This is a genomic window from Streptomyces lavendulae subsp. lavendulae (assembly GCF_002803845.1).
Classification (GTDB): Bacteria; Actinomycetota; Actinomycetes; order Streptomycetales; family Streptomycetaceae; genus Streptomyces; species Streptomyces lavendulae.
Genome location: NZ_CP024985.1, coordinates 658,992 through 683,166, shown reverse-complemented (window position 1 = coordinate 683,166; position 24,175 = coordinate 658,992). Strand labels below are relative to the sequence as shown.

The 24,175-nt window shown below is 73.3% G+C and carries 24 protein-coding genes; 11 read left to right on the top strand and 13 right to left on the bottom strand.

Annotated features, from left to right (window positions below):
* Nucleotides 1-32: 32 nt before the first annotated feature.
* Complete coding sequence (locus SLAV_RS03005; protein ID WP_078950266.1) at nt 33-1,514, bottom strand: MFS transporter; 1,482 nt, start codon at nt 1,512-1,514, stop codon at nt 33-35.
* Between the two features lie 64 nt (nt 1,515-1,578).
* Between SLAV_RS03005 and SLAV_RS03000 the strand changes: the two genes are divergently transcribed.
* Nucleotides 1,579-2,358, top strand: coding sequence for an ArsR/SmtB family transcription factor (locus tag SLAV_RS03000; protein ID WP_051840748.1), 780 nt, complete (start codon nt 1,579-1,581; stop codon nt 2,356-2,358).
* A 77-nt stretch (nt 2,359-2,435) separates the two neighbouring features.
* Here the strand turns inward: SLAV_RS03000 and SLAV_RS02995 are convergent, their stop codons facing one another.
* A complete protein-coding gene (locus SLAV_RS02995) occupies nt 2,436-3,227 on the bottom strand; it encodes an SDR family NAD(P)-dependent oxidoreductase (RefSeq protein ID WP_030229310.1) in 792 nt (263 codons plus the stop codon).
* A 139-nt stretch (nt 3,228-3,366) separates the two neighbouring features.
* Between SLAV_RS02995 and SLAV_RS02990 the strand changes: the two genes are divergently transcribed.
* The 6 genes from SLAV_RS02990 (at nt 3,367) to SLAV_RS02965 (ending at nt 11,482) form a co-directional block, all read left to right on the top strand.
* Nucleotides 3,367-3,939, top strand: coding sequence for a TetR/AcrR family transcriptional regulator (locus SLAV_RS02990; RefSeq protein ID WP_030229312.1), 573 nt, complete (start codon nt 3,367-3,369; stop codon nt 3,937-3,939).
* 258 nt (nt 3,940-4,197) lie between these two features.
* On the top strand, nt 4,198-5,682 hold the full coding sequence (locus SLAV_RS02985) for an aldehyde dehydrogenase family protein (RefSeq protein ID WP_030229314.1): 1,485 nt from the start codon (nt 4,198-4,200) through the stop codon (nt 5,680-5,682).
* Nucleotides 5,683-5,697: 15 nt separating this feature from the next.
* A complete protein-coding gene (locus SLAV_RS02980; RefSeq protein WP_100660768.1) occupies nt 5,698-7,311 on the top strand; it encodes a GMC family oxidoreductase in 1,614 nt (537 codons plus the stop codon).
* On the top strand, nt 7,308-8,384 hold the full coding sequence (locus SLAV_RS02975) for a quaternary amine ABC transporter ATP-binding protein (protein WP_030229318.1): 1,077 nt from the start codon (nt 7,308-7,310) through the stop codon (nt 8,382-8,384). The genes SLAV_RS02980 and SLAV_RS02975 overlap by 4 nt, the downstream gene beginning before the upstream one ends.
* Before the next feature lie 226 nt (nt 8,385-8,610).
* Nucleotides 8,611-10,497 carry an ABC transporter permease subunit gene (locus tag SLAV_RS02970; protein ID WP_078950278.1) on the top strand — a complete coding sequence of 629 codons (1,887 nt, stop codon included), beginning with the start codon at nt 8,611-8,613 and terminating at the stop codon, nt 10,495-10,497.
* 1 nt (nt 10,498) lies between these two features.
* Nucleotides 10,499-11,482, top strand: coding sequence for an ABC transporter substrate-binding protein (locus SLAV_RS02965; protein WP_051840752.1), 984 nt, complete (start codon nt 10,499-10,501; stop codon nt 11,480-11,482).
* 53 nt (nt 11,483-11,535) lie between these two features.
* Here SLAV_RS02965 and SLAV_RS02960 read toward each other — a convergent pair whose 3' ends face one another.
* Together SLAV_RS02960 and SLAV_RS02955 are read right to left on the bottom strand one after the other, a co-directional pair.
* The gene (locus SLAV_RS02960; RefSeq protein WP_158740627.1) at nt 11,536-11,772 is read right to left on the bottom strand and encodes a hypothetical protein; all 237 of its coding nucleotides are present in this window, start codon (nt 11,770-11,772) and stop codon (nt 11,536-11,538) included.
* Between the two features lie 147 nt (nt 11,773-11,919).
* A complete protein-coding gene (locus tag SLAV_RS02955; protein ID WP_030229327.1) occupies nt 11,920-12,315 on the bottom strand; it encodes a cupin domain-containing protein in 396 nt (131 codons plus the stop codon).
* A 52-nt stretch (nt 12,316-12,367) separates the two neighbouring features.
* Here SLAV_RS02955 and SLAV_RS02950 point away from each other — a divergent pair, with 52 nt between their 5' ends.
* Nucleotides 12,368-13,336, top strand: a complete 969-nt coding sequence (locus tag SLAV_RS02950; protein ID WP_030229330.1) for a GlxA family transcriptional regulator — start codon at nt 12,368-12,370, stop codon at nt 13,334-13,336.
* Between the two features lie 40 nt (nt 13,337-13,376).
* Here SLAV_RS02950 and SLAV_RS02945 read toward each other — a convergent pair whose 3' ends face one another.
* Complete coding sequence (locus SLAV_RS02945; RefSeq protein WP_030229332.1) at nt 13,377-14,159, bottom strand: oxidoreductase; 783 nt, start codon at nt 14,157-14,159, stop codon at nt 13,377-13,379.
* A gap of 88 nt (nt 14,160-14,247) precedes the next feature.
* On the bottom strand, nt 14,248-14,826 hold the full coding sequence (locus tag SLAV_RS02940) for a TetR/AcrR family transcriptional regulator (protein WP_030229335.1): 579 nt from the start codon (nt 14,824-14,826) through the stop codon (nt 14,248-14,250).
* A 172-nt stretch (nt 14,827-14,998) separates the two neighbouring features.
* Here SLAV_RS02940 and SLAV_RS02935 point away from each other — a divergent pair, with 172 nt between their 5' ends.
* On the top strand, nt 14,999-15,598 hold the full coding sequence (locus tag SLAV_RS02935; protein WP_037686969.1) for a hypothetical protein: 600 nt from the start codon (nt 14,999-15,001) through the stop codon (nt 15,596-15,598).
* Nucleotides 15,599-15,616: 18 nt separating this feature from the next.
* Nucleotides 15,617-16,435, top strand: a complete 819-nt coding sequence (locus tag SLAV_RS02930) for a hypothetical protein (protein ID WP_030229339.1) — start codon at nt 15,617-15,619, stop codon at nt 16,433-16,435.
* Between the two features lie 17 nt (nt 16,436-16,452).
* Here the strand turns inward: SLAV_RS02930 and SLAV_RS02925 are convergent, their stop codons facing one another.
* On the bottom strand, nt 16,453-17,154 hold the full coding sequence (locus tag SLAV_RS02925) for a 2-phosphosulfolactate phosphatase (protein ID WP_078950279.1): 702 nt from the start codon (nt 17,152-17,154) through the stop codon (nt 16,453-16,455).
* A 173-nt stretch (nt 17,155-17,327) separates the two neighbouring features.
* A complete protein-coding gene (locus SLAV_RS02920; protein WP_030229343.1) occupies nt 17,328-18,656 on the bottom strand; it encodes a YhgE/Pip domain-containing protein in 1,329 nt (442 codons plus the stop codon).
* 144 nt (nt 18,657-18,800) lie between these two features.
* On the opposite strand from SLAV_RS02920, the gene SLAV_RS02915 reads away from it, so the two are divergent.
* The gene (locus SLAV_RS02915; protein WP_078950267.1) at nt 18,801-19,529 is read left to right on the top strand and encodes a MerR family transcriptional regulator; all 729 of its coding nucleotides are present in this window, start codon (nt 18,801-18,803) and stop codon (nt 19,527-19,529) included.
* Here SLAV_RS02915 and SLAV_RS02910 read toward each other — a convergent pair.
* The 5 genes from SLAV_RS02910 to SLAV_RS02890 all read right to left on the bottom strand — a co-directional run bounded on the left by SLAV_RS02910 (nt 19,510) and on the right by SLAV_RS02890 (nt 23,870).
* Nucleotides 19,510-20,301, bottom strand: coding sequence for an ABC transporter permease (locus SLAV_RS02910; protein ID WP_030242446.1), 792 nt, complete (start codon nt 20,299-20,301; stop codon nt 19,510-19,512). The genes SLAV_RS02915 and SLAV_RS02910 overlap by 20 nt on opposite strands.
* Nucleotides 20,298-21,284, bottom strand: a complete 987-nt coding sequence (locus SLAV_RS02905) for an ATP-binding cassette domain-containing protein (protein WP_244225231.1) — start codon at nt 21,282-21,284, stop codon at nt 20,298-20,300. Before SLAV_RS02905 ends, SLAV_RS02910 begins: the two co-directional genes overlap by 4 nt.
* Nucleotides 21,285-21,401: 117 nt before the next feature.
* Nucleotides 21,402-22,244, bottom strand: coding sequence for a DUF4097 family beta strand repeat-containing protein (locus tag SLAV_RS02900; protein ID WP_030241036.1), 843 nt, complete (start codon nt 22,242-22,244; stop codon nt 21,402-21,404).
* 124 nt (nt 22,245-22,368) lie between these two features.
* Nucleotides 22,369-22,887: a histidine kinase gene (locus SLAV_RS02895; protein ID WP_030241034.1), complete on the bottom strand. Its 519-nt coding sequence runs from the start codon at nt 22,885-22,887 to the stop codon at nt 22,369-22,371.
* A gap of 557 nt (nt 22,888-23,444) precedes the next feature.
* Entirely contained in the window at nt 23,445-23,870 is a 426-nt protein-coding gene (locus SLAV_RS02890; protein ID WP_158740996.1) for a 4'-phosphopantetheinyl transferase family protein, read from the bottom strand.
* Nucleotides 23,871-24,175: the final 305 nt, after the last annotated feature.

Here is a 24,175-nt window from a genome sequence, read left to right as displayed (position 1 = left end):
CGGGCGGTCGCGCCGCCCCGACGGACCCGGGGTCAGCGCTCGCTCCGGGAGCCGGCTCCCCGCACCGTCAGGCCGACGAGGAGGAATCCCAGGAGGAAGCATCCCGCCGCGATGAGCGCCGACGCGTGCAGACCCGGGACGCGGCCCGCGCCGCCGACGAGCGTGCCGAACAGTGCCACCCCGATCGCATGGCCCGCCTGACGCGCGACGTTGAAGGAGGCGGAGGCCACGCCCGCGTGCCCGGCGGGGGCCGCCTCCATGACCGCCACCGTCGCCGCCACGACGGTCAGCGGGGTCGCGAGTCCCGTCGTCATGAGGGCGAAGAGCAGTACGGGGTACGGGGTGTGCGGTCCCGCGGCGAGCCAGCCCAGGAAGCCCGCCGCTCCCAGGAGCAGCGCTCCGGCCATGGGCACGTAGGGTCCGGTGCGGGCGGCGGCCCGGCTCGACAGCGGCGCGGCGAGGAAGCCCATGCAGACCGACGGCAGCAGGGCCAGCCCGGTCTCCAGCGCGCTGAAGCCGCGCTCCCGCTGGAAGTACAGGGTCGCGACGAAGAGCATCCCGTAGTAGCCCAGGCTGAGCAGCAGCCCGACGGCGTTCGTCGTGGCGACCCGGCGGTCGCGCAGCAGGGACGGCGGCAGCAGCGGCCTCCTGCCGTCCGGCCGCGCCACGAGGGCCCGCTCCAGACGCCGTTGCACCAGGACGAAGCCGGTCAGGGCCGCCGCCCCCACCGCGAAGGCGGCGAGTACCCGGCCGGAGGTCCAGCCGGCCGGGCCGGCCTCGTTGAGCGCGCCGGCCACCGCGACGAGACCGATGACGCCGAGCAGCGCGCCCACCGGATCCATCCGGCCGGTCTCCCGCGACCGTTCCGGTACCCGGACGTGGCGCAGCGTCAGCACGCAGGCGAGCGCGGCCACCGGCAGGTTCACCCAGAACACCCACCTCCAGTCCAGCCCCGAGACGAGCAGGCCCCCGATCACCGGCCCGGCCCCGAAGGCCACGGCCGACACCAGCCCCCAGATGCCCACCGCCCGCGCCAGCCGGTCACGGTCCGGGTAGGACGCCCGCAACAGGGCGGAGGAGGTCGGTACGAGGAAGGCCGCCCCGGCTCCCTGGGCGAGCCGGCACCCGATCAGCCAGACGGCCGACGGGGCGAGGGCGCAGCCGGTCGAGGCCAGGGTGAACACGGCCAGCCCGAGGAGATAGAGGCGCCGGTGCCCGAAGCGGTCGCCGAGCCCGCCTCCGAGGAGCAACAGGCCCGCGAAGAGGGTGCTGTACCCGTCGACGATCCACTGCAGGCCGGAAGCGCCGACGTGCAGCGACCCCTGGATGCCCGGTACCGCCACGTTGACGACGGTGACGTCCAGCATGACGAGGAAGTGACCGAGGCTCAGGGCGACGAGCGGCGGCAGCCGCAGCTTCGGGCGCTCGCGCGGAGCCGCGCCGCCCTGCCGGGAGGGGGCGTCGGATCCATCGGGAACGGCAAGGGACGGGGCGGGGAAGTCCGTGGAACTCATGCCGCCAGTCTCGACGCGGAACGCTTCGCCGACGGGCGAACCATGGACTGCCTACGATGGGGCCGTGCCCACCCGAAACCCATCCCGCGGCGACCGGCCGAACAGGCAGCCCGACATCGCCCGCGCCGCCGCCCTGATCGCGGACGCCTCCCGGGCGAGCATGCTGAAGTCGCTGGGCGACGGCCGCGCACTGTCGGCCAAGGCGCTCGCCGCGGAGGCGGGGATCGGCGCTCCGACGGCAAGTGCCCACCTGGCCAGGCTCGTCGAGGCCGGCCTGATCACCGTGGAGAGCGCGGGGCGCAGCCGCTACTACCGGCTGGCCGGCCCCGAAGTCAGCCTGGCACTGGAGGCCCTCGCGCTGATCGCACCCCCGCTCCCCGTCACGACCCTGCGGGAGAGCGGCACCGCGAACGCCCTGCGCCGGTCCCGCACGTGCTACGACCACCTGGCGGGCCGGCTCGGAGTCGCGTTGATGGGCGGCCTCCTCGCCCACGGCATCCTGGCCGGACACGACGGCACCCACCGCCAGGGGGAGGCGGTGCGCGACCGGGCACGCGGCTACGGACACGACCACGACTACCGGCTCACCCCGGCCGGCCGGGACGCGCTGGGGCGCTTCGGCATCGACGTGGCCGCCCTGCCCGCCCGGCGGCCGCTGGTCCGCTACTGCGTGGACTGGAGCGAACAGCAGCACCACCTGGCCGGGGGAGTGGGGGCGGCCGTCACCGCGAGGCTGTTCCGCCTCGGCTGGCTGCGCCACGGAGCGAGCCCGCGCGTCGTCCACCTCACCGACACCGGGGCCGACGGCATCGCCGACTGGCTCGGGCTGCGCCCGGAGGGCTGACCCCGGAGGACTGACCCCGGCGGACCGACCCCGGAGGACTGACGCCGGTGGACCGACCCGGTGGACGACGGCGCCGCCTAACGGCGCGCGCGCTGGGACTCGACCATCTGCCGTACGGTGCCGTCGACGTCCGTCCGCGCCTGGATCCGCTCGGCGAACCCGGGGAACTGTCCGGCGATGGCGCTCAGCAGCCGCAGCTCCAGCGGGGCCACGTTGACCTCGCAGAGGTCGCGGCGGACGGCCCGTACCACGGCGTCGGCGACCTGGCCGGGCGTGACGGTCCTGATGCCGTTCGGCGTCTCGGCGCCGGTGTCCGCGAACATCCCGGCGTCCCGGACGAAACCGGGCTGGATCAGGGACACCCCCACCCCCGTGCCCCGGAGCTCCTGGCGCAGGGCGAGGGCGAACCCGCGCAGCCCGAACTTGGTCGCGTTGTACAGCGAGGTCGACCTCGACGCCGCCTTGCCGGAGATGGATCCGACCAGCACGATGTGGCCGCGGCCGCGGGCCACCATGTGCTCCGCGAGCAGCCGGGACAGCAGGAGGGGCGCACGCAGGTTGACGTCGAGGGCGCGGTCGAGCTGCTCCTCGGTGTAGTCCAGGAGTTCGCCGCTGGCGGGCAGCGCGGCGTTCGCGACGAGCAGGTCCGTCTCGGCGCAGGCCCCGGCAAGGCGGACGACGTCGGACCTGACGGCGAGGTCGGCGACGACGGTGCGGGCGCCGCAGGCGTCCGCCGTGGCCTTGAGGGCCTCCGGCCGCCGCCCGGTGACCGTGAGGCGGGCCCCCCGCGCGCTCAGGCGTGCGGCCAGGGTGGAGCCGATGCCCCCGGTGGCCCCGGTGAGCAGAACGTTCGATCCGGAAATGTCCACAACGACTCCTGTGTGACGTCCTTCAACTGTTCGTTCGAACGAACAGTAGGGACCGCTCCGCCCCGTGTCCACACCCGGTCCCCCCAACTCCCGCCCCCCGCAAGGGCGTCGGGGCAGGTCGATGGGGCAGAATGCCGACATGCCCCATGCCTCCGACACCCGCCAGAGCATCATCGACGCCGTACTGCGGATCATCGGGCAGGACGGCGTCGCGGCCGTCACCAACCGGCGGATCGCCAAGGAGGCCGGGGTCTCGCTCGGTTCCGTCACCTACCACTTCGCCACCCAGCACGAGCTGCTGCGCGAGAGCCTGCTGTACTTCGTGGCCGAGGAGACCCGGCACTTCAGTGCGCTCGCGGGCGCCTGCACCGACGAGCGCTTCGACATCGGGCAGGCGGCCGAGACGGTGGCACGGGTGGCCGGCGGCAACGCCTTCGACAGCCGCCACATCGCCCCCTTCGAGCTGTACGTCCAGGCCGGGCGCGACGAGCGGCTGCGCGCCGCCGCCACCGAGTGCTTCGCCGCCTACGACCTGCTGGCCACCCGGATCCTGAACCAGCTCGGCGTGCCCGACCCCGAACGCCTGGCGGGCGTGGCCGTCGCCCTGGTCTTCGGGCAGCAGCTGCGCCGCCTGGCCACCGGCGCCCCCGCGGAGGAACTCGTCGACACCCTGCTGATCCTGACGCGGTGCGCCGCGCCGCGGATTCCGTGACCGCCGACGGGTGAGCCGACCGCGGGGGCACCCGATCCGCTCCGCCACCCCGTACCGCCCGCCCGTGAAGGGTCGCTTCGACACCTCCAGGCCGGGCGATATGTGCTGAATCATCCGTTACCTCCCCTTGGTGGCGGCGAGTGACTCCCGTCACTTCCCGTGACCGATGGGACATGCCCCCGTAGGACCGGGGCAGGCGGGCCCGAACATCGCCACCGCGGGCAGTCCGCGGTGCCGGAATCGGAGGTACAGCGCGTCGTGTCCGAGCAGACGACCATCCACATCGCCGGGACCTGGCGTTCCGCGGTATCAGGAGCCACCCGAGAGGTCCTCGACCCGGCCGACGCCACGGTCCTCGCCGTCGTCGCCGAGGCGGGCGCCGCGGACACCGACGCGGCCGTCGGCGCGGCCCGCGCCGCCTTCGACAGCGGACAGTGGCCACGGACCCCCGTCCCGGAGCGGGCCGCACTGCTGCGCCGCACCGCCGACCTGCTCGACCGCGACCGCGAACGCCTCGGGCTGCTGGAGAGCCGTGACGCGGGCAAGACCCTGGAAGAGGGCCGTACGGACGTGGACTGCGTCGCCGCCGCCTTCCGCTACTTCGCCGACCTGGTCGCCGGCGAGAGCGCGGGCCGCGTGGTGGACGCCGGGACCCCCGACGTCCACAGCGTCGTCGTCCACGAGCCGGTCGGGGTGTGCGCCCTGATCACCCCCTGGAACTACCCGCTCCTCCAGGCCTCCTGGAAGATCGCCCCCGCCCTCGCCGCAGGCAACACCTTCGTGCTCAAGCCCAGTGAGATCACCCCGCTGTCCACCGCGGCCCTCATCGGCCTGCTGGTGGAGGCCGGCCTGCCGGCCGGTGTCGCCAACCTGGTCACCGGACCCGGCGACCCCGTCGGCGCGCGCCTCGCCGCCCACCCCGACGTGGACCTCGTCTCCTTCACCGGGGGGCTCGCCAGCGGTACGAAGGTGATGCGCGCGGCCGCCGACTCCGTCAAGAAGGTCGCCCTCGAACTCGGCGGCAAGAACCCCAACGTGGTCTTCGCCGACGCCTGCGCCACCGAAGGGGGCTTCGACACCGCCGTCGACCAGGCCCTCAACGCCGCCTTCATGCACAGCGGCCAGGTCTGCTCCGCCGGCTCCCGCCTGATCGTCGAGGAGGGCGTCGCCGACCGCTTCGTCGCCGAACTCGCCCGCCGGGCCGACCGGATCCGCCTCGGCCGCGGCACCGACCCGGGCGTGGAGTGCGGACCGCTGGTCTCCGCCGCCCAGCGCGAGCGCACCGAGGAGTACGTGGCCTCCGCCCTCGCCGAGGGCGCCGTGCTCCGCGCGGGCGGACACCGCCCGGACGGGCCCGGCTACTTCTACCGGCCGACCGTGCTGGACCGCTGCCACCGCGGGATGCGCGTCGTACGGGAGGAGGTCTTCGGGCCGGTCCTGACCGTGGAGACCTTCCGTACCGAGGCGGAGGCCGTCGCGCTGGCCAACGACACCGAGTACGGCCTCGCCGGCGCGGTGTGGACCTCCGACCCGGGCCGCGGCCGCCGCGTGGCGGGCCGGCTGCGCCACGGCACCGTCTGGATCAACGACTTCCACCCCTACCTCCCGCAGGCCGAGTGGGGCGGCTTCGGCAAGTCCGGCACCGGGCGCGAGCTGGGCCCCTCGGGCCTGGCCGAGTACCGCGAGACCAAGCACGTGTACCAGAACCTCGCCCCCCACCCCGTGCGCTGGTTCGCGGGCTGAAGGAGGAACAGAGCCATGACCACCCCCGCCAACACCCCGACGAACACCCCCGCCAACACCCCCACGAACACCCCCGCCAACACCCCCGCGCACGCCCCGTCGGAGCAGGCGTACGACTACGTCGTCGTCGGCGGCGGCACCGCCGGTTCGGTGATCGCCTCCCGCCTGACCGAGGACCCCGACGTCACCGTCGCCGTCATCGAGGGCGGCCCCAGCGACGTCGACCGCCCCGAAGTGCTCACCCTGCGGCGCTGGATGGGGCTGCTCGGCGGCGAGCTCGACTACGACTACCCCACCACCGAGCAGCCCCGCGGCAACTCGCACATCCGCCACAGCCGCGCCCGCGTCCTCGGCGGCTGCTCCTCCCACAACACCCTCATCGCCTTCAAGCCGCTCCCGTCCGACTGGGACGAGTGGGAACGGTCGGGAGCCGAGGGCTGGCACGCCGCCGCCATGGACCCGTACTTCGACAGGCTCCTGAACAACATCGTCCCGGTGGCCGAGAAGGACCGCAACGCCATCGCCCGCGACTTCGTCGACTCCGCGCAGACCGCCCTGGGCGTCCCGTGCGTCGAGGGGTTCAACGAGAAGCCCTTCCACGAGGGCGCCGGCTTCTTCGACCTCGCCTACCACCCCGAGGACAACAAGCGCTCCTCGGCGTCGGTGGCCTACCTCCACCCCGTCATGGACGAACGCCCCAACCTCCGGATCCTCCTGGAGACCTGGGCCCACCGCCTCGAACTGGACGGCACCCGCGCGCGCGGCGTCCGCGTACGGGCCGCCGACGGGACGGAGTCCCTGATCACCGCACGCCGTGAGGTCCTGGTGTGCGCCGGCGCCGTCGACACCCCGCGGCTGCTGCTGCACTCGGGCATCGGCCCGCGCGCCGATCTCGAAGCCCTCGGCATCCCCCCGCTGCACGACCTGCCCGGCGTCGGGGAGAACCTGCTCGACCACTCCGAATCGGTGATCGTCTGGGAGACCGACGGCCCGATACCCGAGAACTCCGCGATGGACAGCGACGCCGGGCTGTTCGTCCGGCGCGACCCCGACTCCGCCGGGCCCGACCTGATGTTCCACTTCTACCAGGTCCCCTTCACCGACAACCCGGAGCGCATCGGCTACGAACGCCCCGCGCACGGGGTGTCGATGACCCCGAACATCCCCAAGCCCCGCAGCCGCGGCCGCCTCTACCTGACCAGCGCCGACCCCGAGGTCAAACCGGCCCTGGACTTCCGCTACTTCACCGACGAGGACGACTACGACGCCCGGACCCTGGTGGACGGCATCAAGCTCGCCCGCGAGATCGCCGCGACCCGGCCGCTGGCCGGCTGGCTGAAGCGCGAGGTGTGCCCCGGCCCGGAGATCACCGGCGACGAGGAACTGAGCGCCTACGCCCGCTCCGTCGCCCACACCGTCTACCACCCGGCCGGAACCTGCCGGATGGGTGCCGTCGACGACCCCGGCGCCGTGGTGGGCCCGGACCTGAAGATCCGCGGACTCGAAGGCATCCGCATCGCGGACGCCTCCGTCTTCCCCACGATGCCCGCCGTCAACCCGATGATCGGAGTGCTCATGGTCGGCGAGAAGGCGGCCGAGCTGCTGGCCCGGGAAGGCGGTACCCGATGAACACCACCACTCCCGCCGAGGCGCCCGTCTTCGCCGTGGACGGCCTCTGGAAGGTCTTCGGCCCCGAGAAGGCCGCCGCCCGGGTCCCCGGCTCCGCCGACGCCACCGGCCTGTCCGCCACCGAACTGCGCGAGCGCACCGGCTGCACCGCGGCCGTCCGCGACGTCACCTTCGACGTCCGCAAGGGCGAGGTCTTCGTGGTGATGGGCCTGTCCGGATCCGGCAAGTCCACCCTCGTGCGCTGCCTCACCCGGCTCATCGAACCCACCGCCGGAAGCCTGTCCATCGACGGCGAGGACGTCCTCGCCATGGACGCCGGACGGCTGCGCGCCCTGCGCCGCCACCGAGCCGCCATGGTCTTCCAGCACTTCGGCCTGCTCCCGCACCGCACCGTCCTCGACAACGTGGCGTACGGACTGGAGATCCAGGGCGTCGGCCGCGGCGACCGCCGGGACCGGGCCGCCGAACTCGTCGCCAAGGTCGGCCTCGAAGGACTGGAGGAACGTCGTCCCGGCCAGCTGTCCGGCGGCCAGCAGCAGCGCGTGGGCCTGGCCCGCGCCCTCGCCGCCGACCCCGAAGTCCTGCTGTTCGACGAGCCGTTCAGCGCACTCGACCCCCTCATCCGGCGCGAGATGCAGGAGGAGGTGGCCCGGCTCCACCACGAGGAGGGCCGCACCATGGTCTTCATCACCCACGACCTCGCCGAGGCCCTGCGCCTGGGCGACCGGATCGCGCTGATGCGCGACGGCCGTATCGTGCAGCTCGGCACGCCCGAGGAGATCGTCGGCTCGCCCGCCGACGACTACGTACGGGACTTCGTCCGCGACGTCCCCCGCGAACAGGTCCTCACCGTCCGCACCGCGATGCGCCCCGCCGCCGCGGGCGAGGCGGAGCGGGGGCCGGCACTGGCCCCCGCCACCACCGTGGTCGAGGCCATCGAGGCCGTCGCCCGCAGCGGCGGACCGGCCCGCGTCGTCGACCACGGCCGCTGCCTGGGCGTGGTCGACGACGCCGGGCTGCTCGCCGTGGTCGCCGGACTCCCGGCCACCCCCGGACGGGGGGTGGCGGCATGACCCGCCCGGCCCGCCCCACGGCCCCCGCCCCCGATGAACGGAGGTGGTGCGTGTGACCGCGACCCGGACCCACACCCCGCCCGGCACCCGCCCCGCCGGCCCTGCGCGGGGCCGGCAGTCCGTCGACCGGCCCGCCGGTCCGAGGACCGCCCACACCGCCGCCGCCCAGGACCGCCCCCGCAGACCCCTGGCCGCCCTCGCCGCGCGCCGCGCCTTCCTCGTCCCGATGGGCGTCGCCGTCGCCCTGCTGATCCCGCTCGCCGTGGTCTTCCCGGGCGCCGGGAGCTGGCCCGCGGCCCTCACCGCCGACCTGTCCGGCCCGCTCGGCCGCGCCGGCGACTGGATCATCGACCACCGCGACAGCCACCCCCTGTTCCTCTACTTCTTCGGCCACATCAGCAACGCCGTCGTGGTGTCCGTCCGCGCCGTGTACGTCCTTCTGCTCGCCGCGGGCTGGACCGGGGTCACCGCCCTGGCCGCCCTGGTCGCCTGGCGCCTCGCCGGCATCCGCCTCGCCCTGACCTGCGCCGCCGCCTTCGTCGCCTGCGGCCTGCTCGGCATGTGGGTGCCGACCATGCAGACCCTCGCCCTGATGGCCGTCGCCGTCGCGGCCTCCGTCGTACTGGGCGCCCTGCTCGGCCTCGCCGCGGGGCTCTCCCCGCGCGCCGACCGCGTCCTGCGCCCCGTACTCGACACCATGCAGATCCTGCCGGCCTTCGCGTACCTGCTGCCGATGGTGCTCGTCTTCGGCATCGGCGTGCCCGCCGCCGTCCTCGCCACCGTCGTCTACGCCGCCCCGCCCATGGCCCGCCTCACCGCCCTCGGCCTGCGCGGGGCCGACGCGGGCGTGATGGAGGCCGCCGCCTCGCTCGGCGCCACCGGACGCCAGCGACTGCTGACCGCCCGCCTCCCGCTCGCACGCCGACAGCTCCTGCTCGGCGTCAACCAGGCCATCATGACAGGCCTGTCCATGGCCGTCATCGCCTCCGTGATCGGCGCGGGCGGCCTCGGCGACCGCGTCTACCAGGCCCTCGCCTCCGTGGACGTCGGTGCGGCCCTGGCCGCCGGAATCCCGATCGTGCTGCTCGCCGTCGTACTGGACCGCACCGCCGACGCCGCGGGCCGCCGGATCGGCGCCACCCCCGTCCCCGCCCGCGAACAGCACCTGCTGCGACGGGTGTTCTGCGGCTGGTACGGCCGCCTGCTCACCTTCCTCGTGGCGGTGGCCGCCGCCGTCGCGGGGCGCGTCGCCGGGAGCTCCCTGTGGCCCGGCTCCTGGACCGTCCCCCTGGCCGACCCGGTGAACTCGGCCGTCGCCTGGATGACCGGCCACCTCTACTCGGGCGTCCCCGTCGTCGGCGGCACCGCCGACTGGGCCGCCCGCTTCACCGGCTGGATCCTCGACCCGCTGCGCTCCGGACTCCAGGCCGCACCCTGGTGGCTGCTCCTCCTGCTGGCCTGCGCGCTCGGCCTGCTCGCGGGCACCTGGCGCACCGCGCTCACCGCCGTCCTCGCCCTGGGCGCCATCGGAGCGCTCGGCGTGTGGGAAGCCTCCCTGGACACCCTCTCCCAGGTCCTGGCCGCCGTCGCGGTCACGCTCGTGCTCGGTTTCGCGATCGCCGTGGGCGCCGCCCGCAGCGCCCGGGCCGAACGGCTGCTGCGGCCCGTCCTCGACGTCTGCCAGACCCTCCCGCAGTTCGTCTACCTCATCCCCGTGGTCGCGCTGTTCGGCGTCGGCCGCGCACCGGCCGCCGCGGCCGCCGTGGTGTACGCGCTGCCGGCCGTCGTACGGATCACCACCCAGGGTCTGCGCGAGGTGGACCCGGCGGTCGTGGAATCCGTCCGCTCGCTCGGCGCGAGCCGCTCGCAACTGCTCCGGCAGGTCCAACTCCCCCTGGCCCGGCCCGCGCTGCTGCTGGCCGTCAACCAGGCCGTGGTCCTCGTCCTCGCCGTCGTCATCATCGGCGGACTGGTCGGCGGCGGCGCGCTCGGCTACGACGTCGTCCTCGGCCTCGCCCAGGGCGACCTCGCCACCGGCCTGGTGGCCGGCGCCGCGATCGTCTGCCTCGGCCTGCTGCTCGACCGCGTCACCCAGCCCGCGAAGGAGGACTGACATGCGCGACGCACACCCCCGGCGCCCCCTCGGCCGCCACGGCGCGACCCTGCTCGCCGCCACGACCGCCCTCGCCGCCCTCACCGGCTGCGGGGCGGCCGACATGACCCGCCAGTCCTCCCCGTACGCCGCGGCACAGGGTGCCAAGACCGTCACCCTCTCCGTCCAGTCGTGGGTCGGCGCCCAGGCGAACACCGCCGTCGCCTCCTACCTCCTCGAACACGAGCTGGGCTACCGCGTGGACACCGTCCAGGTCGACGAGGTCCCCGCGTGGGACGCCCTCAGCCAGGGCCGCGTCGACGCGATCCTGGAGGACTGGGGCCACCCCGAGCAGGAGGAGCGGTACGTCCGCGGGAAGAAGACCATCACCCCCGGCGGAGAACTGGGGGTGACGGGCCACATCGGCTGGTTCGTCCCCACCTGGTTCGCCGAGGAGCACCCCGACGTCACCGACTGGAAGAACCTCGACAAGTACGCCGACCTGCTGCGCACCCCCGAGAGCCGGGGCAAGGGGCAGCTGATGGACGGCTCCCCGTCCTACGTCACGAACGACAAGGCGCTGGTGAAGAACCTCGGCCTGGACCTCGAAGTCGTCTTCGCCGGCTCCGAGGCGGCCCAGATCACCCAGATCAAACAGTTCGCCAAGGAGCACAAGCCCTTCCTGACGTACTGGTACGAGCCCCAGTGGCTCTTCCAACGCGTCCCGATGACCGAGGTGAAACTCCCCGAGTACACCGAGGGCTGCGCCGACGATCCGCAGAAGGTGGCCTGCGCCTACCCGCACACACCGCTGCGGAAGTACCTGAACACGCGCTTCGCGGAGTCGGGCGGCAAGGCGGCCGGCTTCCTGAAGAAGTTCCACTGGACCAAGGAACAGCAGAACGAGGTGTCCCTGATGATCGCCGAGGAGAAGCTCTCGCCCCAGCAGGCGGCGAAGAAGTGGGTGGAGCGCAACGAGAACGTCTGGAAGCCCTGGCTGACCTGACGTCCCCGCACCCGCCGCCCCGCACCCGCGCGCACCCGCCGCCGTGCGGACCGTCAGGCGGCAGGCCGTGACGGGGCGTCCAGCTCGTCCGGCAGCCTGTGGAAGGGCCGCCGCAAGGCCACCGTCACCGGCAGGGGCACGGCGACCGCGTACGCGGCGAAGACGCTCCGGGCGGCCGCGACCGCGGCCCGGGCGTCGCCACCGGCCAGGGCCACGTCCACGGCACGGACCGCGGCGGCGGCCGGGCCGGGCAGATCGCGGCGGACCCGCCCCCACACCTCTGCGCTCATCCGCTCACCGATCCGCGGTCCGGAGCGCAAGCCTCACCGGACGCCCGCGGCGCCGCAGGGGAGGCGCCACCACGGGTCCCCCCGAACGCGGCCACACCGCGCGCCCGTCCGCGGAGCAGCGGAGCACCGGCCGGGTCCGTGGCCGGTTCAGGTGCCGAGCGGGTGGCCGGTCGTCGCGTCCACGTGGGCGGGGACCTCCTCGTGCCGGTCGCCCACGGTCGGCGTCCCGGTGGGCTCGAACAGCAGGATGGCGGCGCCGGACGGAGCGTGCGGCTTGTGCTCCGTACCGCGCGGCACGGTGAAGACCGACCCGCGCGGGAGCAGGACCGTACGCTCTCCGGCGGACTCGCGCAGGGAGATGCGCAGCTCCCCCTCCAGGACCAGGAAGAACTCGTCGGTGTCGTCGTGGACGTGCCAGACGTGCTCGCCCGCGACCTTGGCGATGCGGACGTCGTAGTCGTTGACCCGCGTGACGATGCGGGGGCTCCACAGGGCGTCGAAGGAGGCCAGTGCCGTGCTGAGGGAAATGGGTTCGTTGCTCACGGGCTCATCCTGGGCCGTTCCGCACGGTCGGTGTGAGTGCTAGGAATCGCACATGGCGAAAGAATCCTCGCACCGGGTCGTGGTGATCGTGGACGAGAACTCGAACCCGTTCGAACTGAGCTGCGCGATCGAAGTCTTCGGGCTGCGCAGACCCGAGCTCGGCCGGGACCTCTACGACTTCGGGCTCTGCTCTCCCGAGCCCCGCACCTCGATGCGGGACGGGTTCTTCACCCTCACCGCAGTGGCCGGTCTGGAGGCGGCCGACGGGGCCGACACCCTGATCGTCCCCAACCGCCCCGACGTCGAGGTGCCCCGCCGCCCCGCCGTGCTCGACGCCGTCCGGCGGGCGCACGCGCGCGGCGCACGCCTGATCGGCTTCTGCAGCGGCGCCTTCACGCTGGCCGAGGCCGGAGTCCTCGACGGGCGCCGGGCCACCGCGCACTGGCAGTGGGCGGATTCCTTCCGGGACCGCTTCCCCTCCGTGCACCTCGAACCGGACGTGCTGTTCGTGGACGACGGTGACATCCTCACCGCCGCCGGGAGCGCCGCCGCGCTCGACCTCGGCCTGCACGTGGTCCGCCGCGACCACGGCGCGGAGGTCGCCAACTCCGTGAGCCGGCGCCTGGTCTTCGCGGCGCACCGCGACGGCGGGCAGCGCCAGTTCGTGGAGCGCCCCGTCCCCGACCTGCCGGACGAGTCCCTGGCACCCCTCCTGGTCTGGGCCCAGGAGCGGCTGGACACGGTGCTGACCGTGTCCGACCTCGCGGCGCGGGCGGCGGTCAGTCCGGCGACGCTGCACCGCCGCTTCCGGGCCCAGCTGGGGACGACGCCGCTGTCGTGGCTCACGGGGGAGCGGCTCGCCCTCGCGTGCCGGCTGATCGAGCGGGGCGAGTCCCGCTTCGAGGTGGTCGCGCGGCGCAGCGGGCTCGGCACCGCCGCCAACCTGCGCGCCCTGATGCGCCGCGAGACCGGAGTCACTCCGTCGGCGTACCGGCGCCGCTTCGGGACCGGGCCCAACTGACGCCGGGCCGCCCGGGCGTCGGGCGGGGGTGCCGGACGGCTCACACCGTTTTGATGCCTCCGCCCTCGACGTGGTAGTCGGCGCCGGTCACGCTCGCCGCGCGGTCCGAGACGAGGAAGGCGACGACGGAGGCGACCTCGTCGGGTTCGACCATGCGGCCGGTGGTCATGCCCATCGCCGCGGGCACCCCGGAGAGGAAGTCCCGGTGCCCGACGCCGTTCGCCTCGGCGAGGCGGGCGCCGAAGCCGTCGGCGTCCTCCCACATGCCGGTCCGTGTCGGTCCCGGGGATACCGTGTTCACGCGGACGCCCCTGGGGCCGAACTCCTCGGACAGGGCCTTGCCGAACGCGTTGAGGCCCGCCTTCGCGACCCCGTACTCGATCGGACCCGTGCCCGGCATGCGGGCGCTCATCGACGAGATGTTCACCACCGAACCACGGCGTTCCAGGATGCTCGGCAGCAGCCGCCGGGTGACGCGGACCGTCCCGAACAGATTGACCTCGAAGCTCTGTGCCCACAGGGCGTCGTCCGTCGCGAGGAACCCGTTCAGGGTGAACTCGTCGCCCCCGCCAAGATTGTTGACGAGGATGTCAACGCCGCCGAGCAGGGCGAGCGACCGCGCCGCCAGTTCCTCGGCGCCTTCCGGTGTGCTCAGGTCGACCGCGACCGGATGGGCTCCGGTCCCCTCCAGCGCGGCCGTGATCGTGCGGGCCGCACCGGCGACGCGGACCCCCTCGGCGACGAGCTGCCGGGTGATCGCGAGGCCGACGCCCCGGCTCGCCCCGGTGACGACGGCGGTCTTGCCGGCGAGATCGAGTTCCATGCCGGACTCCTTTTCCTCGAATGTTTTTGAATCACAGGTACAAAACAAGCCCATAAAAAAGGGCGGGCGGGCGGTGGGAGCCGCCCGGCTACAGGGCCCCCATCGCCGCGTCCACGACCCGCCGCAACTGCGTGCCGTCCCGGTCGGTCTTCGCCAGCACCCGCATGCCGATCACCGTGGCGAGCAGCCAGGCGGCCACCGCCGCCGCGTCGCGCCCGCCGTCGATCTCGCCGGCCCGCTGGCCCGCCTCGACGGTCGCCCGGAACGCGCTCTCCGTGCGCGCGAACATCATGCGTACGGTGTCGGCCGTCCCGGTGTCCGAGGGGGCGGACTCGGCGGCGGTGTTGACCGCCATGCATCCGCGCCGGTCCGGGTCGCCCAGGTCGAGTGCGACCAGCGCCTCCAGTGCCCCCCGCAGCCGGTCCCTCGCCGATCCGGGATGGTCGAGGAGTGCCTCCAGCCATGCGGCCTGCGAGTCCCGGTAGCGTGCGAGGGCCAGTTCGAACAGGGCGTGCTTGCTGCCGAAGGCGTTGTACAGGCTGCCCTTGCCGATGCCGATCTCGTCCACGAGGTCCTGGGGTGTCGTCGCCGCGTACCCCTTGCGCCAGAACACGCCCATCGCGCGCTCCACCGCCACGTCCGGATCGAACTGCTTCGGCCTGCCCATGAGGCCACCGTAGCAGTGTTTTTGACCTTGGGGTCAAATAGTCGTGGCTCCACGGCGCCCGCGCCCGGTGGCTGCGCCATCCGGGAGCCGTGCCGTCCCCGACCGGCATGGCATCCGCCACCGCGGCGCCGTGGGGAGGAGGCTGGTGTCCCCGACCATGCAGGAGGGGTCTGTGAACGAGTCCGGCTCCCGGGGAGCCCGACCCCCGGCATCCGGCGGGGCGGGCCGTGAGGCCGCCGGGCCGGCCGGGGTCGTCGGCATCGGGCTCGCCGCCGTGCTGACGTTCGCGCTCGCGCAGGGCTCCTGGCAGTGGTTCGCCACCTTCATCGGAGTGACGCTCCTCGCGGTGATCCTCGCCTTCCAGGGACGGCCGGCCTGGACGCCCGGTCTCAGGACCGCTTACATGCGCAACCTGGTCGCGTACTCGCTGGTCGTCGGTCTGTGCGTGGCGATCGCGCTGGCCCCCATGCTCCAGCGCTGGGCCTGGCTGTTCCCCATGCCGGGCACGCGGAGCGGCTGCCCGGCGATGGGCCGGTACGAATCCCTCCTGACGGAGGCCGCGTTGGCGGACCTGGCCGGCCGTGACGGCGCCGCCCTGGCGTACGCGCAGGCGAACCAGAGCGGGAAGGCCGTCGCCGACTGCCTGGCCGCCACGACGACCCTGTGGCTGCCCCTCTACGGCGTCGCGGCGGCCGTGCTGGTCGGAGGCGTCGCATGGTTGCGCGACCGGGCCCGCGCCGGGAAGGGCCAAGCGCGCACGCCCGCGGGGTGATCCGTTTACCGTGGCCGGATGAGTGACGATTCGACACCGCAGGTGTTCCCGAACCGCTGGGCCGACGCCGCCGGGCCCGGCGGCCGGGCCGCGTCCCGCGATCTGTGCGGGTGCATCGGGCAGACCGGGGCGGGGCGGCAGCGGCCGACCCGGTTCCACCCCGAACGCCAGGACACCAGTGCACCGGGCTGGATACGCCTGCTCGAACTGGTCGAGGAGGCTGCCGCCGACGGGCGCGAGGTCTTCGAGCCGCTGGTGGAACTCACCTCGGAACAGCGGCGGCAGGTCATCACGCTGCCACCGGCCATCACCCGGCTCACCTCGGTGAAACACCTCGCGCTGTACGGCAGCAACCTGGTGCGGGTCCCGCCCGAGATCGGGGCGATGAAGAGCCTGGAGGAGTTCACCCCGTACACCTCCTACCGCCTGCACTGGTTCCCGTACGAGATCACCCGGTGCCCCGCCCTGAGGTACAGCACGGTGAGCACCCGTGCCCTCTACGGCAACCACAAGGGACGGCCGCCGTTTCCGGCGCTGCCGGCCGCGGCGACGGGAGGCCGGGGCGCCGACCTCGAAGACCTCGACCCCGGTGTGCGGGGGCCGTCGAGGATCCGCTCGTGCAGCGTCTGCGACGGGCCCGTCGGACCCGCGGAACTCCGCCAGGTCTGGATCTCGTTGCGGACGTCGGGTGCCGACGTCCTGCCCCTGCTGGTCAACGCCTGCTCCACGGCCTGCGTCGAGGCGCTGCCCGCGCCGGCCGAAGGCTACGCACCGGTGCCGCACACCGGCGGGCCGGACGTCGACCAGCCGCAGGGCCGCCCGAGGACCGGTTCATAGGGCGCGGACAGCGGCGGTCAGAGCGCGGCCCCCTCGGCCGCCGGGGGCACGGCGCACGGGCGGAGGACCATGAGGGAGTCCTCCGGGGTGGCCACCATGGCGAAGGGGAAGCGGTCGAGATCGAGACAGAGCGCGACGTCGTCCGGATGGACCCCCTCGCGCACGCCCCCCGCCAGCTCGGCGGCGGCGCGTGACGTGGCGGCGCGGCGGAGGAACCCGGCCGGGTCCGTTCCGGACCCGGCGGCCCTCCCGGCGATGTACTGGGCGCAGGCGAGGTCCTCGTCGGCCCGGCCGTCCTCGCCGGTGACCACGTACGTGACGCCGTCACACCCGCGTGCCCGCAGGAGCCGGGCCGTCGCCTCCGCCACCACGAAGCCGGCGCACAGCACCAGCGAGGCGTCCTTGACCGCGAGGGCGCCGACCGTGCCCGCCGTGGTCTTCTGCACCACGGTCCGTCCGCCCAGGTCGACGGTGCGCAGCAGGCCCGGCGAGTTGACCAGGTCGAACCCGGGCGCGGCCGGCCCGTCCTTCAGCGCCACCCAGTCCGGGTGCCGGGCCTTGAGCTCCAGCGCGTCGTCCAGCGACCCGGCCAGCACGATCTTCTCCGCACCCCGGGCGAAGGCCCAGGCGGCCACGGTGTACGCGCGCATGACGTCGACGACGACCGCCACGGAAGGGGTTTCGGCCAGATCGGGTATGCCGAGGAATCGAGCGTCCATGCCGGTCATGATCACGTACCCCCGCCCCGAAGTCCTCGTACGGTGACGCGCATCACGTCCGCGGTCCCGGAGGGGGGCGGGTACGGCCGAGGGCCGGCCCACGGGGTGGGCCGGCCCTCGGCCGGGTCGGGTGCGTCGCGTACGAGGCGATCGGGCGCCCCGCGAGCCGTGGCTCAGCCGGCGGCCGGTGCCGTGGCTTCGGGGGCCGCGGTCTCGGAAACGTCGGCGGGGGAGGGGATGCGGTGCAGCCCCTTGCGGTCGTACAGGCGGGTGACGGCGAAGCCGAAGACCAGCGCGGCGACCAGGGCGATGCCCATCGAGGCCCACGCGCGGGTCAGACCCGCGTCGGCCTGGGCGCCGTAGTAGAGGATGGCGCGCATGCCCTCGGTGATCTGGCGCAGCGGCTCGAATTCGGACAGGGTCCGGAAGAACCCGGGCAGCGCCTGGAGCGGCACGGTCGCGCCGGAGGACGGGACGGCCATCGCGACGAAGACGATGGTGGCCAGCAGCATGCCCGGGGTGCCGAAGGCGGCGAACAGGGCGAGGCTGCCGATGCCGACGACGGCGATGGTGGCGACCGAGTAGAGCCACAGCAGGCCGAGGTGGGAGGCGTCCATGTCGAGGATCCCGACGGTGGCGACCTCGACCAGGGTGCCCATGACGAGCGCCATGCCGAGCATCAGCGCCATGCCGACGGCCAGGGTGCGGACGCGGCTGGTGTGCTGGACGGGCTCGCGCTTGCGGACCGGGCCGTAGTCGGTGTGCAGGTAGCCGAGCGCGGTGTCGACCTGGGAGTTGACCAGGTTGGCGCCGAGCATGCCGCAGACGACCAGGACCAGCGCGTAGTAGAAGGCGCTCAGACCCAAGGCGCTGCGGGAGCCGACGGGGTGGCCGTCGGCGACCGTGACGGTCACCGGGTCGGCCAGCTTGAGCTGGGCGGCCGTCGGGAGCGGGGCCTTCTGGGCCGCGGCCTGCTTGAGGAGTTCCTGGCCGATCTGGGCGGAGGCGGCGTGGGCGGCCTTCTGGGCGGCCTGGGAGGACATGGAGGAGCCGATGCTGCCGGCCGACTGGTTGGTCAGCACGGTCAGGGTGGGCGGGGTGGCGGCCTTGCCCTGGGGCGCGGGCTGCGGGGAGGCGAGCGCGGTCACCGTGGCGGAGAAGTCCTTGGGTATCACGAGGGCGCCGAAGACCTTGCCCCGGCCGAGCCGCTTGTCGGCCTCCTCGCGGCTGACGACCTGCCAGTCGAAGCTCTTGTCGCCCTCGGCGGCCTTCTGGATCCCCGCGACGACCTGGTCGCCCAGGTTGACGTGGCGGCCGCCCGCGTCGGCGCCGCTGTCGGCGTTGACCAGTGCCACGGGCAGGTCGCGCAGGTTCCCCTTGGGGTTGACGTTGCCGCCCACGTAGAGCAGGGCGAACAGCATCGAGACCACTGCGGCGATGAGTCCCGTCCCGATCCACAGCCGAGGTCGGCGTAGAACGGAGGGGGGCGTGGGTTGAGGCATCGATTCTCCGGTGCGGTGCGGCTGCGTTCCTGAGGCTGGATACTTGAAGTATCCAGCTACTGGATAGTGGCAGTATCTTGTTGTGGTGTCCAATCGCCGACGGCACGCACCGGACGGGGACCGCATGACCGGCAGGGAGGCCGTATGAAGATCTCGGAGCTCAGTCGGCGGACCGGCGTACCGGTCGCCAGCATCAAGTACTTCCTGCGCCAGGGCCTGCTGCCCGCGGGGCGGGCGACCGCCGCGACCCTCGCCGAGTACGGGGAGGAGCACGCGCAGCGACTGCGCCTGATCAAGGCGCTGACCACGCTCGGCGGCCTCTCCATCGCCGCCACCCGGGACGTGCTCGGGGCCCTCGACCAGGCCGACACCACCGAGGGCGCCCTCGGCGCGGTCAGCTATGCCCTGCCGGTGCCGGTGGCCGCACAGAGCGCCGCGGCCGACGAGGCGGAGGCCGAGGCCGCGGCGACGGCCGCGGCCGAGGTGTCGGAGCTGCTCGCGGCCCTGGACTGGCGGGCGCCGGACACCTCGCCACACGTGGAGGGGCTCGCTGTGGCGCTGAAGGAGCTGCGCCGGCTGGACGCGGGGTACGCACCGGGCGAGCTCGCTGCCTACGCGAGGCTGGCGGAGTCGGTGGCCCGGCTGGACCTGGAGCGGGCGGCGGGCCTCGACGACCCGGTGGCGCTGGCCGAGCGGGCGGTCATCGTCTTCGCGATCTGCGCCCCGGTGTTCGAGCTGCTGCGGCGTCTCGCCCAGGAGGACCAGGTCCGACGCCGGGTCGCGGCCGAGGGGACGGCCTTCGGGACGGGCCGGGGGCCGGCGGCCCCCGGGCTCGCGGACGGTTCCCCGCCCGCTACTTCGGGTCGGTGTTGAACCTGGCGGTCGACCAGAGGTAGCCGAGGGCGGTGAGGCCGACGCACCAGGCGACGGCGAGCCAGGCGTTGTTGCCGATCCCGGTGCCGAGGAGGAGGCCGCGGAGGGTTTCGATGGCGGGGGTGAAGGGCTGGTACTGGGCGATGGGCTGGAACCAGCCGGGCATGGAGTGGACCGGGGTGAAGGCGCTGGAGAGCAGGGGCAGCAGGATCAGCGGCATGGCGGAGTTGCTGGCGGCCTCGGCGTTGGGGCTGGCCAGGCCCATGCCGACGGCGATCCAGGTGAGGGCGGTGGCGAAGAGCACGAGGAGGGCGAAGGCCGCGAGCCATTCCAGGGCGGTGGCGTGGGTGGAGCGGAAGCCGATGGCGAGGGCGACGGCCCCGACGAGGACCACGCTGGTGACGCATTGCAGGACGCTGCCGAGGACGTGTCCGACGAGGACGGAGGGGCGGTGGATGGCCATGGTGCGGAAGCGGGCGATGATCCCTTCGGTCATGTCGTTGGAGACGGAGACGGCGGTGCCGATGGTGGTGCTGCCGATGGTCATCAGGAGCAGGCCGGGGACGACGTAGGCGATGTAGGCGGAGCGGTCGGGGGTGCCGCCGCCGATGCCGGCGCTCATGGTGTCGCCCAGGATGTAGACGAAGAGCAGGAGCAGCATGACGGGGGTGAGGAGGAGGTTGAGGGTGAGGGAGGGGTAGCGGCGGGCGTGCAGGAGGTTGCGGCGCAGCATGGTGGAGGAGTCGCGCAGGGCGAGGGTGAGGGTGCTCATCGGGTGGCCTCCGTCGGCTGGTGGGGGATGTGCGCGGTGTCGGTGAGGGCGAAGAAGACGTCGTCGAGGTCGGGGGTGTGGACGGTGAGTTCGTCGGCTTCGATGCCGGTGGTGTGGAGGTGGTCGAGGAGGGTGCGCAGTTCGTGCTGGGTGGCGCCGCTGGGGATCTGGAGGGTGAGGGACTCGTTGTCCCCGGTGGCGGTGGGCAGGGTGTGGGTGGCGGTGCGGTAGGCGGTGGGGTCGGTGAAGCGCAGGCGTACGTGTCCGCCGGGGACGAGGCGTTTGAGCTGCTCGGCGGTGCCTTCGGCGGCGATCTTGCCGTTGTTGAGGACGGCGATGCGGTCGGCGAGCTGGTCGGCTTCTTCGAGGTACTGGGTGGTGAGGAAGACGGTGACGCCGCCGGTGACGAGTTCGCGGATGATCTGCCACATGGTGTGGCGGGAGCGGGGGTCGAGGCCGGTGGTGGGTTCGTCGAGGAAGATGATGCGGGGGCTGCCGACCAGGGTCATGGCGATGTCCAGGCGGCGTTTCATGCCGCCTGAGTAGGTGGAGGCGGGCTTCTTCGCGGCGGCGGTGAGGTCGAAGCGTTCCAGGAGCTCGGCGGCGACCCGCCGGCCCTCGGGCTTGGGCAGGTGGTGGAGGTCCGCCATGAGGAGCATGTTCTCCTCGCCGGTGATCAGCCCGTCGACGGCGGAGAACTGGCCGGTGACACCGATGGCGGCGCGGACGGCCTGGGGGTTGGTGGTCAGGCCGTGGCCCCCGACCCGGGCCTGCCCGGCGTCGGCGGTGATGAGGGTGGAGAGGATCTTCACGGCGGTGGTCTTGCCCGCGCCGTTCGGCCCGAGCAGGGCGAACACCGACCCGGCCGGGATGTTCAGGTCGATGCCGTCCAGGACGGTCTTGTCGCCGTAGGACTTGCGCAGCCCGGCGGCGGAGATGGCGACCTGTGACGGGTGACCGTCGTTGTGGTTTGAGGTGGGCATGACAGAAGAAGGCATGGTGCCCTCCCGTTTCGAGAGCCGGAATGGATGGAGGGGCGGGTGAGACGTGAGACGTGAGCCGTGTGCCGGGGCCCGCGCTCCGGGCGTCAGGTCCTGGTGTCAGGCCTTGGCGCGGCGGACGTCGATGTTGCCGTACCGGGTGCGGGCGCGGATCTTCACGGTGTCCTCGGCCTCCCCGGGGGTCTCGGACGCGGTGAGCGAGTTGCGCACCTGGCCGTGGCCCGAGTTGACGTCGAGCCAGGCGGCCGTGCCCTCGCGGACGCCGACCTCGATGGCGCCGTAGGAGGTCTCCAGCTGGACGGTGCCGCGCGTCACTTCACCCAAGCGCAGGGTGCCGTGGGCGGTGGTGGCGGTGACCGGGCCCTCGGCCCGGCGGATCTCGATGTCGCCGTTGGCGCCGCTCACCCGGATCTCGCCGGTGGCGGCGCCGACGGTCGTGGTGCCGTGCGAGTTCTTCAGGACGGCGGGGCCGTCGACGACGCCGACGCGCAGGCTGCCGGAGCTGGTGGTGATCTCGGCCGTGCCCTCGATCCGGTCCACGGTGATCGAGCCGTGCGAGGCGGTCAGCTTCAGTGGTCCGGTCGTGTCGAGGCGCACGTCGCCCGACGAGGTCTTCACGCGGACCTCACCGAGCCGGCCCTCGCCGACCACCTGGGTCCAGGCCCCCGTCGTGTCGATGCGCGAGCCCGTGGGGAGTTCGACCGTCAGATCGACGGTTCCGGTACGGCCGAGGAGGTTGGACTTGGGTGTCCTGATGGTCAGCACGCCGCCGGTGTACGTGACCTCCGTCTGGTCGGCGGTCCGGACGTCCAGGTCCCGCTTCGGGTCGCGGGGCCGCACCTCGACGACCGTGTCGGGGCGGTCGCCCGCGGTGAACTGGATGGAACCGGCCTCCACGCGTGCGGTGACCGCGATCGGTTCGGGAGTGTCGAAAGAAGGCATGGCTGTCCCGTCCTCTTGGCTCTTCTGGACGTCCCGGCAGGTGGGACGCGGTGTGGGTGAGGTGGTGCGGGTGGAGTGGAGCGGAGTGAAGTGGAGTGGGTGGAGGCGCGGAGGGTGGGCGCGGCTAGCGGACCCAGCCCGTGAAGCTCTGTCCGACGGTCTGGGACTTCTGCGTGGTGTGCGGCCGGGTGCCGCCCTCGACGGCCGCCGACACGGCCCGCACCAGCCACGCGTTTACCGACAGGCCCTCGCGGCCCGCGGCCTCCTCGGCCCGGGCCTTGAGGTGGGCGGGCAGGCGCAGGTTGACGCGGGCGGTTCCGGTCTCGTCGCCCTCGGCGGGCACCTGGGCGCCGACCGGTTCGACGGGCGCGGAGGCCGCCTCCGAGGCGCCGGTGTCGGCGGGCGGCAGCGTCACCACGAAGTCGGGGTCCAGGCCGCGCAGTCGTACGTCGACCGAGCCGGGGGCGAGTTCGCGGGTGATCTCGTCCATCGCGGCGGAGAGCACGTGGAGCATGGTCAGCCGGGTCGCCGATTCCAGGGGAGCGGTGAGTCTCTCGGCCAGCTCTCGGGCTTCGTCGCCGCCGGCTTCGGCGGCCACCGCCAGTTCGCGGCGGAGGGTGTCGACATACGGAGTGAGGTCCATGGCGCCATCATGGGGCCATAGTGGTGCCATGCGCAAGGGGGGTGGGGGTGTTTCTGGGAGGGCTTCTGAGTGATGACCCTCTGACCTGGGAAAACGTGATGGTGTTCAGGGGGTGTCGCGTGGTGCCATCCGCGTCCATGGGCTGCCGGTGTGCCGGATGGCGCCATGTGGTGCCATGTGGCGCCGGATGGCGCCACGCGGGCCTGCGGGGGTGTGGTCGGCCAGAGGCCGGAAGGGGACGGGTGTGTCGGGGCCCGTGCTGCCCCGGAGACCGGCCGCTTCGGGGGAGGGCGGCCTTTCGCCGTCTTCGGCCACCGAAGTCGCGCGGGCGGAAAACCGTATTCGATTCGGCCTTTCCGGCCGACCCGATCCGCTGATCCCCGCGGGCCGGATCGGAAGCCGAAAAGGCTTCGGACCGGGCCGCATCGGGGGTGAAGGAGCTTCCGGGCCGGATCCGGAAGTCCGCGAGTTCACCCCCGGTCATTCGGCTTTTCGCGGAGGTGTCTTGTGCGGGAAGGGTTCGGGTGAAATCCGTTCCGGTCGGGGTCCGCCCGGCGTCAGGCCGAGTTCCGGCCGAGTGATCCCAGGAAGTGGGAGTGGACCGCGAGCTCGGGGCCCGTGGTGGCCTTGTGTGGCGCGGGAAGCCGCTCGACGTCGACGCCGACGGGCCGTCCGGCCACGGCGATCAGTACCAGACCGCCGGTGTGGGACATCGAGAAGTGCGGAGTGCCGGATCCGGCCAGGACGGGACGGCCGTGCGGTCCAACGCAGCACGGGCAGGCACGGCGCGCGAACCTCAGCTCCGCCGGGGCGACGCCCCGGTGGGCGGAGAGCACCCGGCGCAGGGTCAGGTGCGCGGCCACGTAGCGGTCGCGGTCGGCGGGGTGGACGAAGGCCGCGACCCGCGCGCGTTCCTCCGCGTCCAGGGGGGACCGGTCAGGACGGCGGAGCGCAGCCCCGCGTCGGAGACGTGCAGCAGCCACAGGTCCAGCGATCCCTCGTCCGGCGGGGGACGCGTCGTGGGCCAGTCCGAGACGGCCCAGCCCGGTGGCGGGCAGGCGAGCTCCAGGGAGGACTGCACGGGACCCTCCGGTCTCTCGGCATCGGCGGACGGTTGTTCGGGCACGATAGCGCAGGGCATAAAGAAGGAATTGATGGCCGGATATCGGCCCGTCCCCGCCGTCCGGGGTCGTACGGATCCCGCCGTTTCTTCGGGGGTCCGGGAATTCGGCCGAGCGGAACGGCCGAAATGATGCGTCCTTTACGGCGGCCCACTGGAGGCGCGCGG

Excerpts from the sequence above, each read along its gene's own strand:
- SLAV_RS03005 (WP_078950266.1), bottom strand. The coding sequence starts at position 1,514 with ATGAGTTCCACGGACTTCCCCGCCCCGTCCCTTGCCGTTCCCGATGGA.
- SLAV_RS02990 (WP_030229312.1), top strand. The coding sequence starts at position 3,367 with ATGCCCCATGCCTCCGACACCCGCCAGAGCATCATCGACGCCGTACTG.
- SLAV_RS02980 (WP_100660768.1), top strand. The coding sequence starts at position 5,698 with ATGACCACCCCCGCCAACACCCCGACGAACACCCCCGCCAACACCCCC.
- SLAV_RS02975 (WP_030229318.1), top strand. The coding sequence starts at position 7,308 with ATGAACACCACCACTCCCGCCGAGGCGCCCGTCTTCGCCGTGGACGGC.
- SLAV_RS02970 (WP_078950278.1), top strand. The coding sequence starts at position 8,611 with ATGGGCGTCGCCGTCGCCCTGCTGATCCCGCTCGCCGTGGTCTTCCCG.
- SLAV_RS02965 (WP_051840752.1), top strand. The coding sequence starts at position 10,499 with ATGCGCGACGCACACCCCCGGCGCCCCCTCGGCCGCCACGGCGCGACC.
- SLAV_RS02960 (WP_158740627.1), bottom strand. The coding sequence starts at position 11,772 with ATGAGCGCAGAGGTGTGGGGGCGGGTCCGCCGCGATCTGCCCGGCCCG.
- SLAV_RS02950 (WP_030229330.1), top strand. The coding sequence starts at position 12,368 with ATGGCGAAAGAATCCTCGCACCGGGTCGTGGTGATCGTGGACGAGAAC.
- SLAV_RS02945 (WP_030229332.1), bottom strand. The coding sequence starts at position 14,159 with ATGGAACTCGATCTCGCCGGCAAGACCGCCGTCGTCACCGGGGCGAGC.
- SLAV_RS02940 (WP_030229335.1), bottom strand. The coding sequence starts at position 14,826 with ATGGGCAGGCCGAAGCAGTTCGATCCGGACGTGGCGGTGGAGCGCGCG.
- SLAV_RS02930 (WP_030229339.1), top strand. The coding sequence starts at position 15,617 with ATGAGTGACGATTCGACACCGCAGGTGTTCCCGAACCGCTGGGCCGAC.
- SLAV_RS02925 (WP_078950279.1), bottom strand. The coding sequence starts at position 17,154 with ATGGACGCTCGATTCCTCGGCATACCCGATCTGGCCGAAACCCCTTCC.
- SLAV_RS02920 (WP_030229343.1), bottom strand. The coding sequence starts at position 18,656 with ATGCCTCAACCCACGCCCCCCTCCGTTCTACGCCGACCTCGGCTGTGG.
- SLAV_RS02915 (WP_078950267.1), top strand. The coding sequence starts at position 18,801 with ATGAAGATCTCGGAGCTCAGTCGGCGGACCGGCGTACCGGTCGCCAGC.
- SLAV_RS02910 (WP_030242446.1), bottom strand. The coding sequence starts at position 20,301 with ATGAGCACCCTCACCCTCGCCCTGCGCGACTCCTCCACCATGCTGCGC.
- SLAV_RS02905 (WP_244225231.1), bottom strand. The coding sequence starts at position 21,284 with ATGCCCACCTCAAACCACAACGACGGTCACCCGTCACAGGTCGCCATC.
- SLAV_RS02900 (WP_030241036.1), bottom strand. The coding sequence starts at position 22,244 with ATGCCTTCTTTCGACACTCCCGAACCGATCGCGGTCACCGCACGCGTG.
- SLAV_RS02895 (WP_030241034.1), bottom strand. The coding sequence starts at position 22,887 with ATGGACCTCACTCCGTATGTCGACACCCTCCGCCGCGAACTGGCGGTG.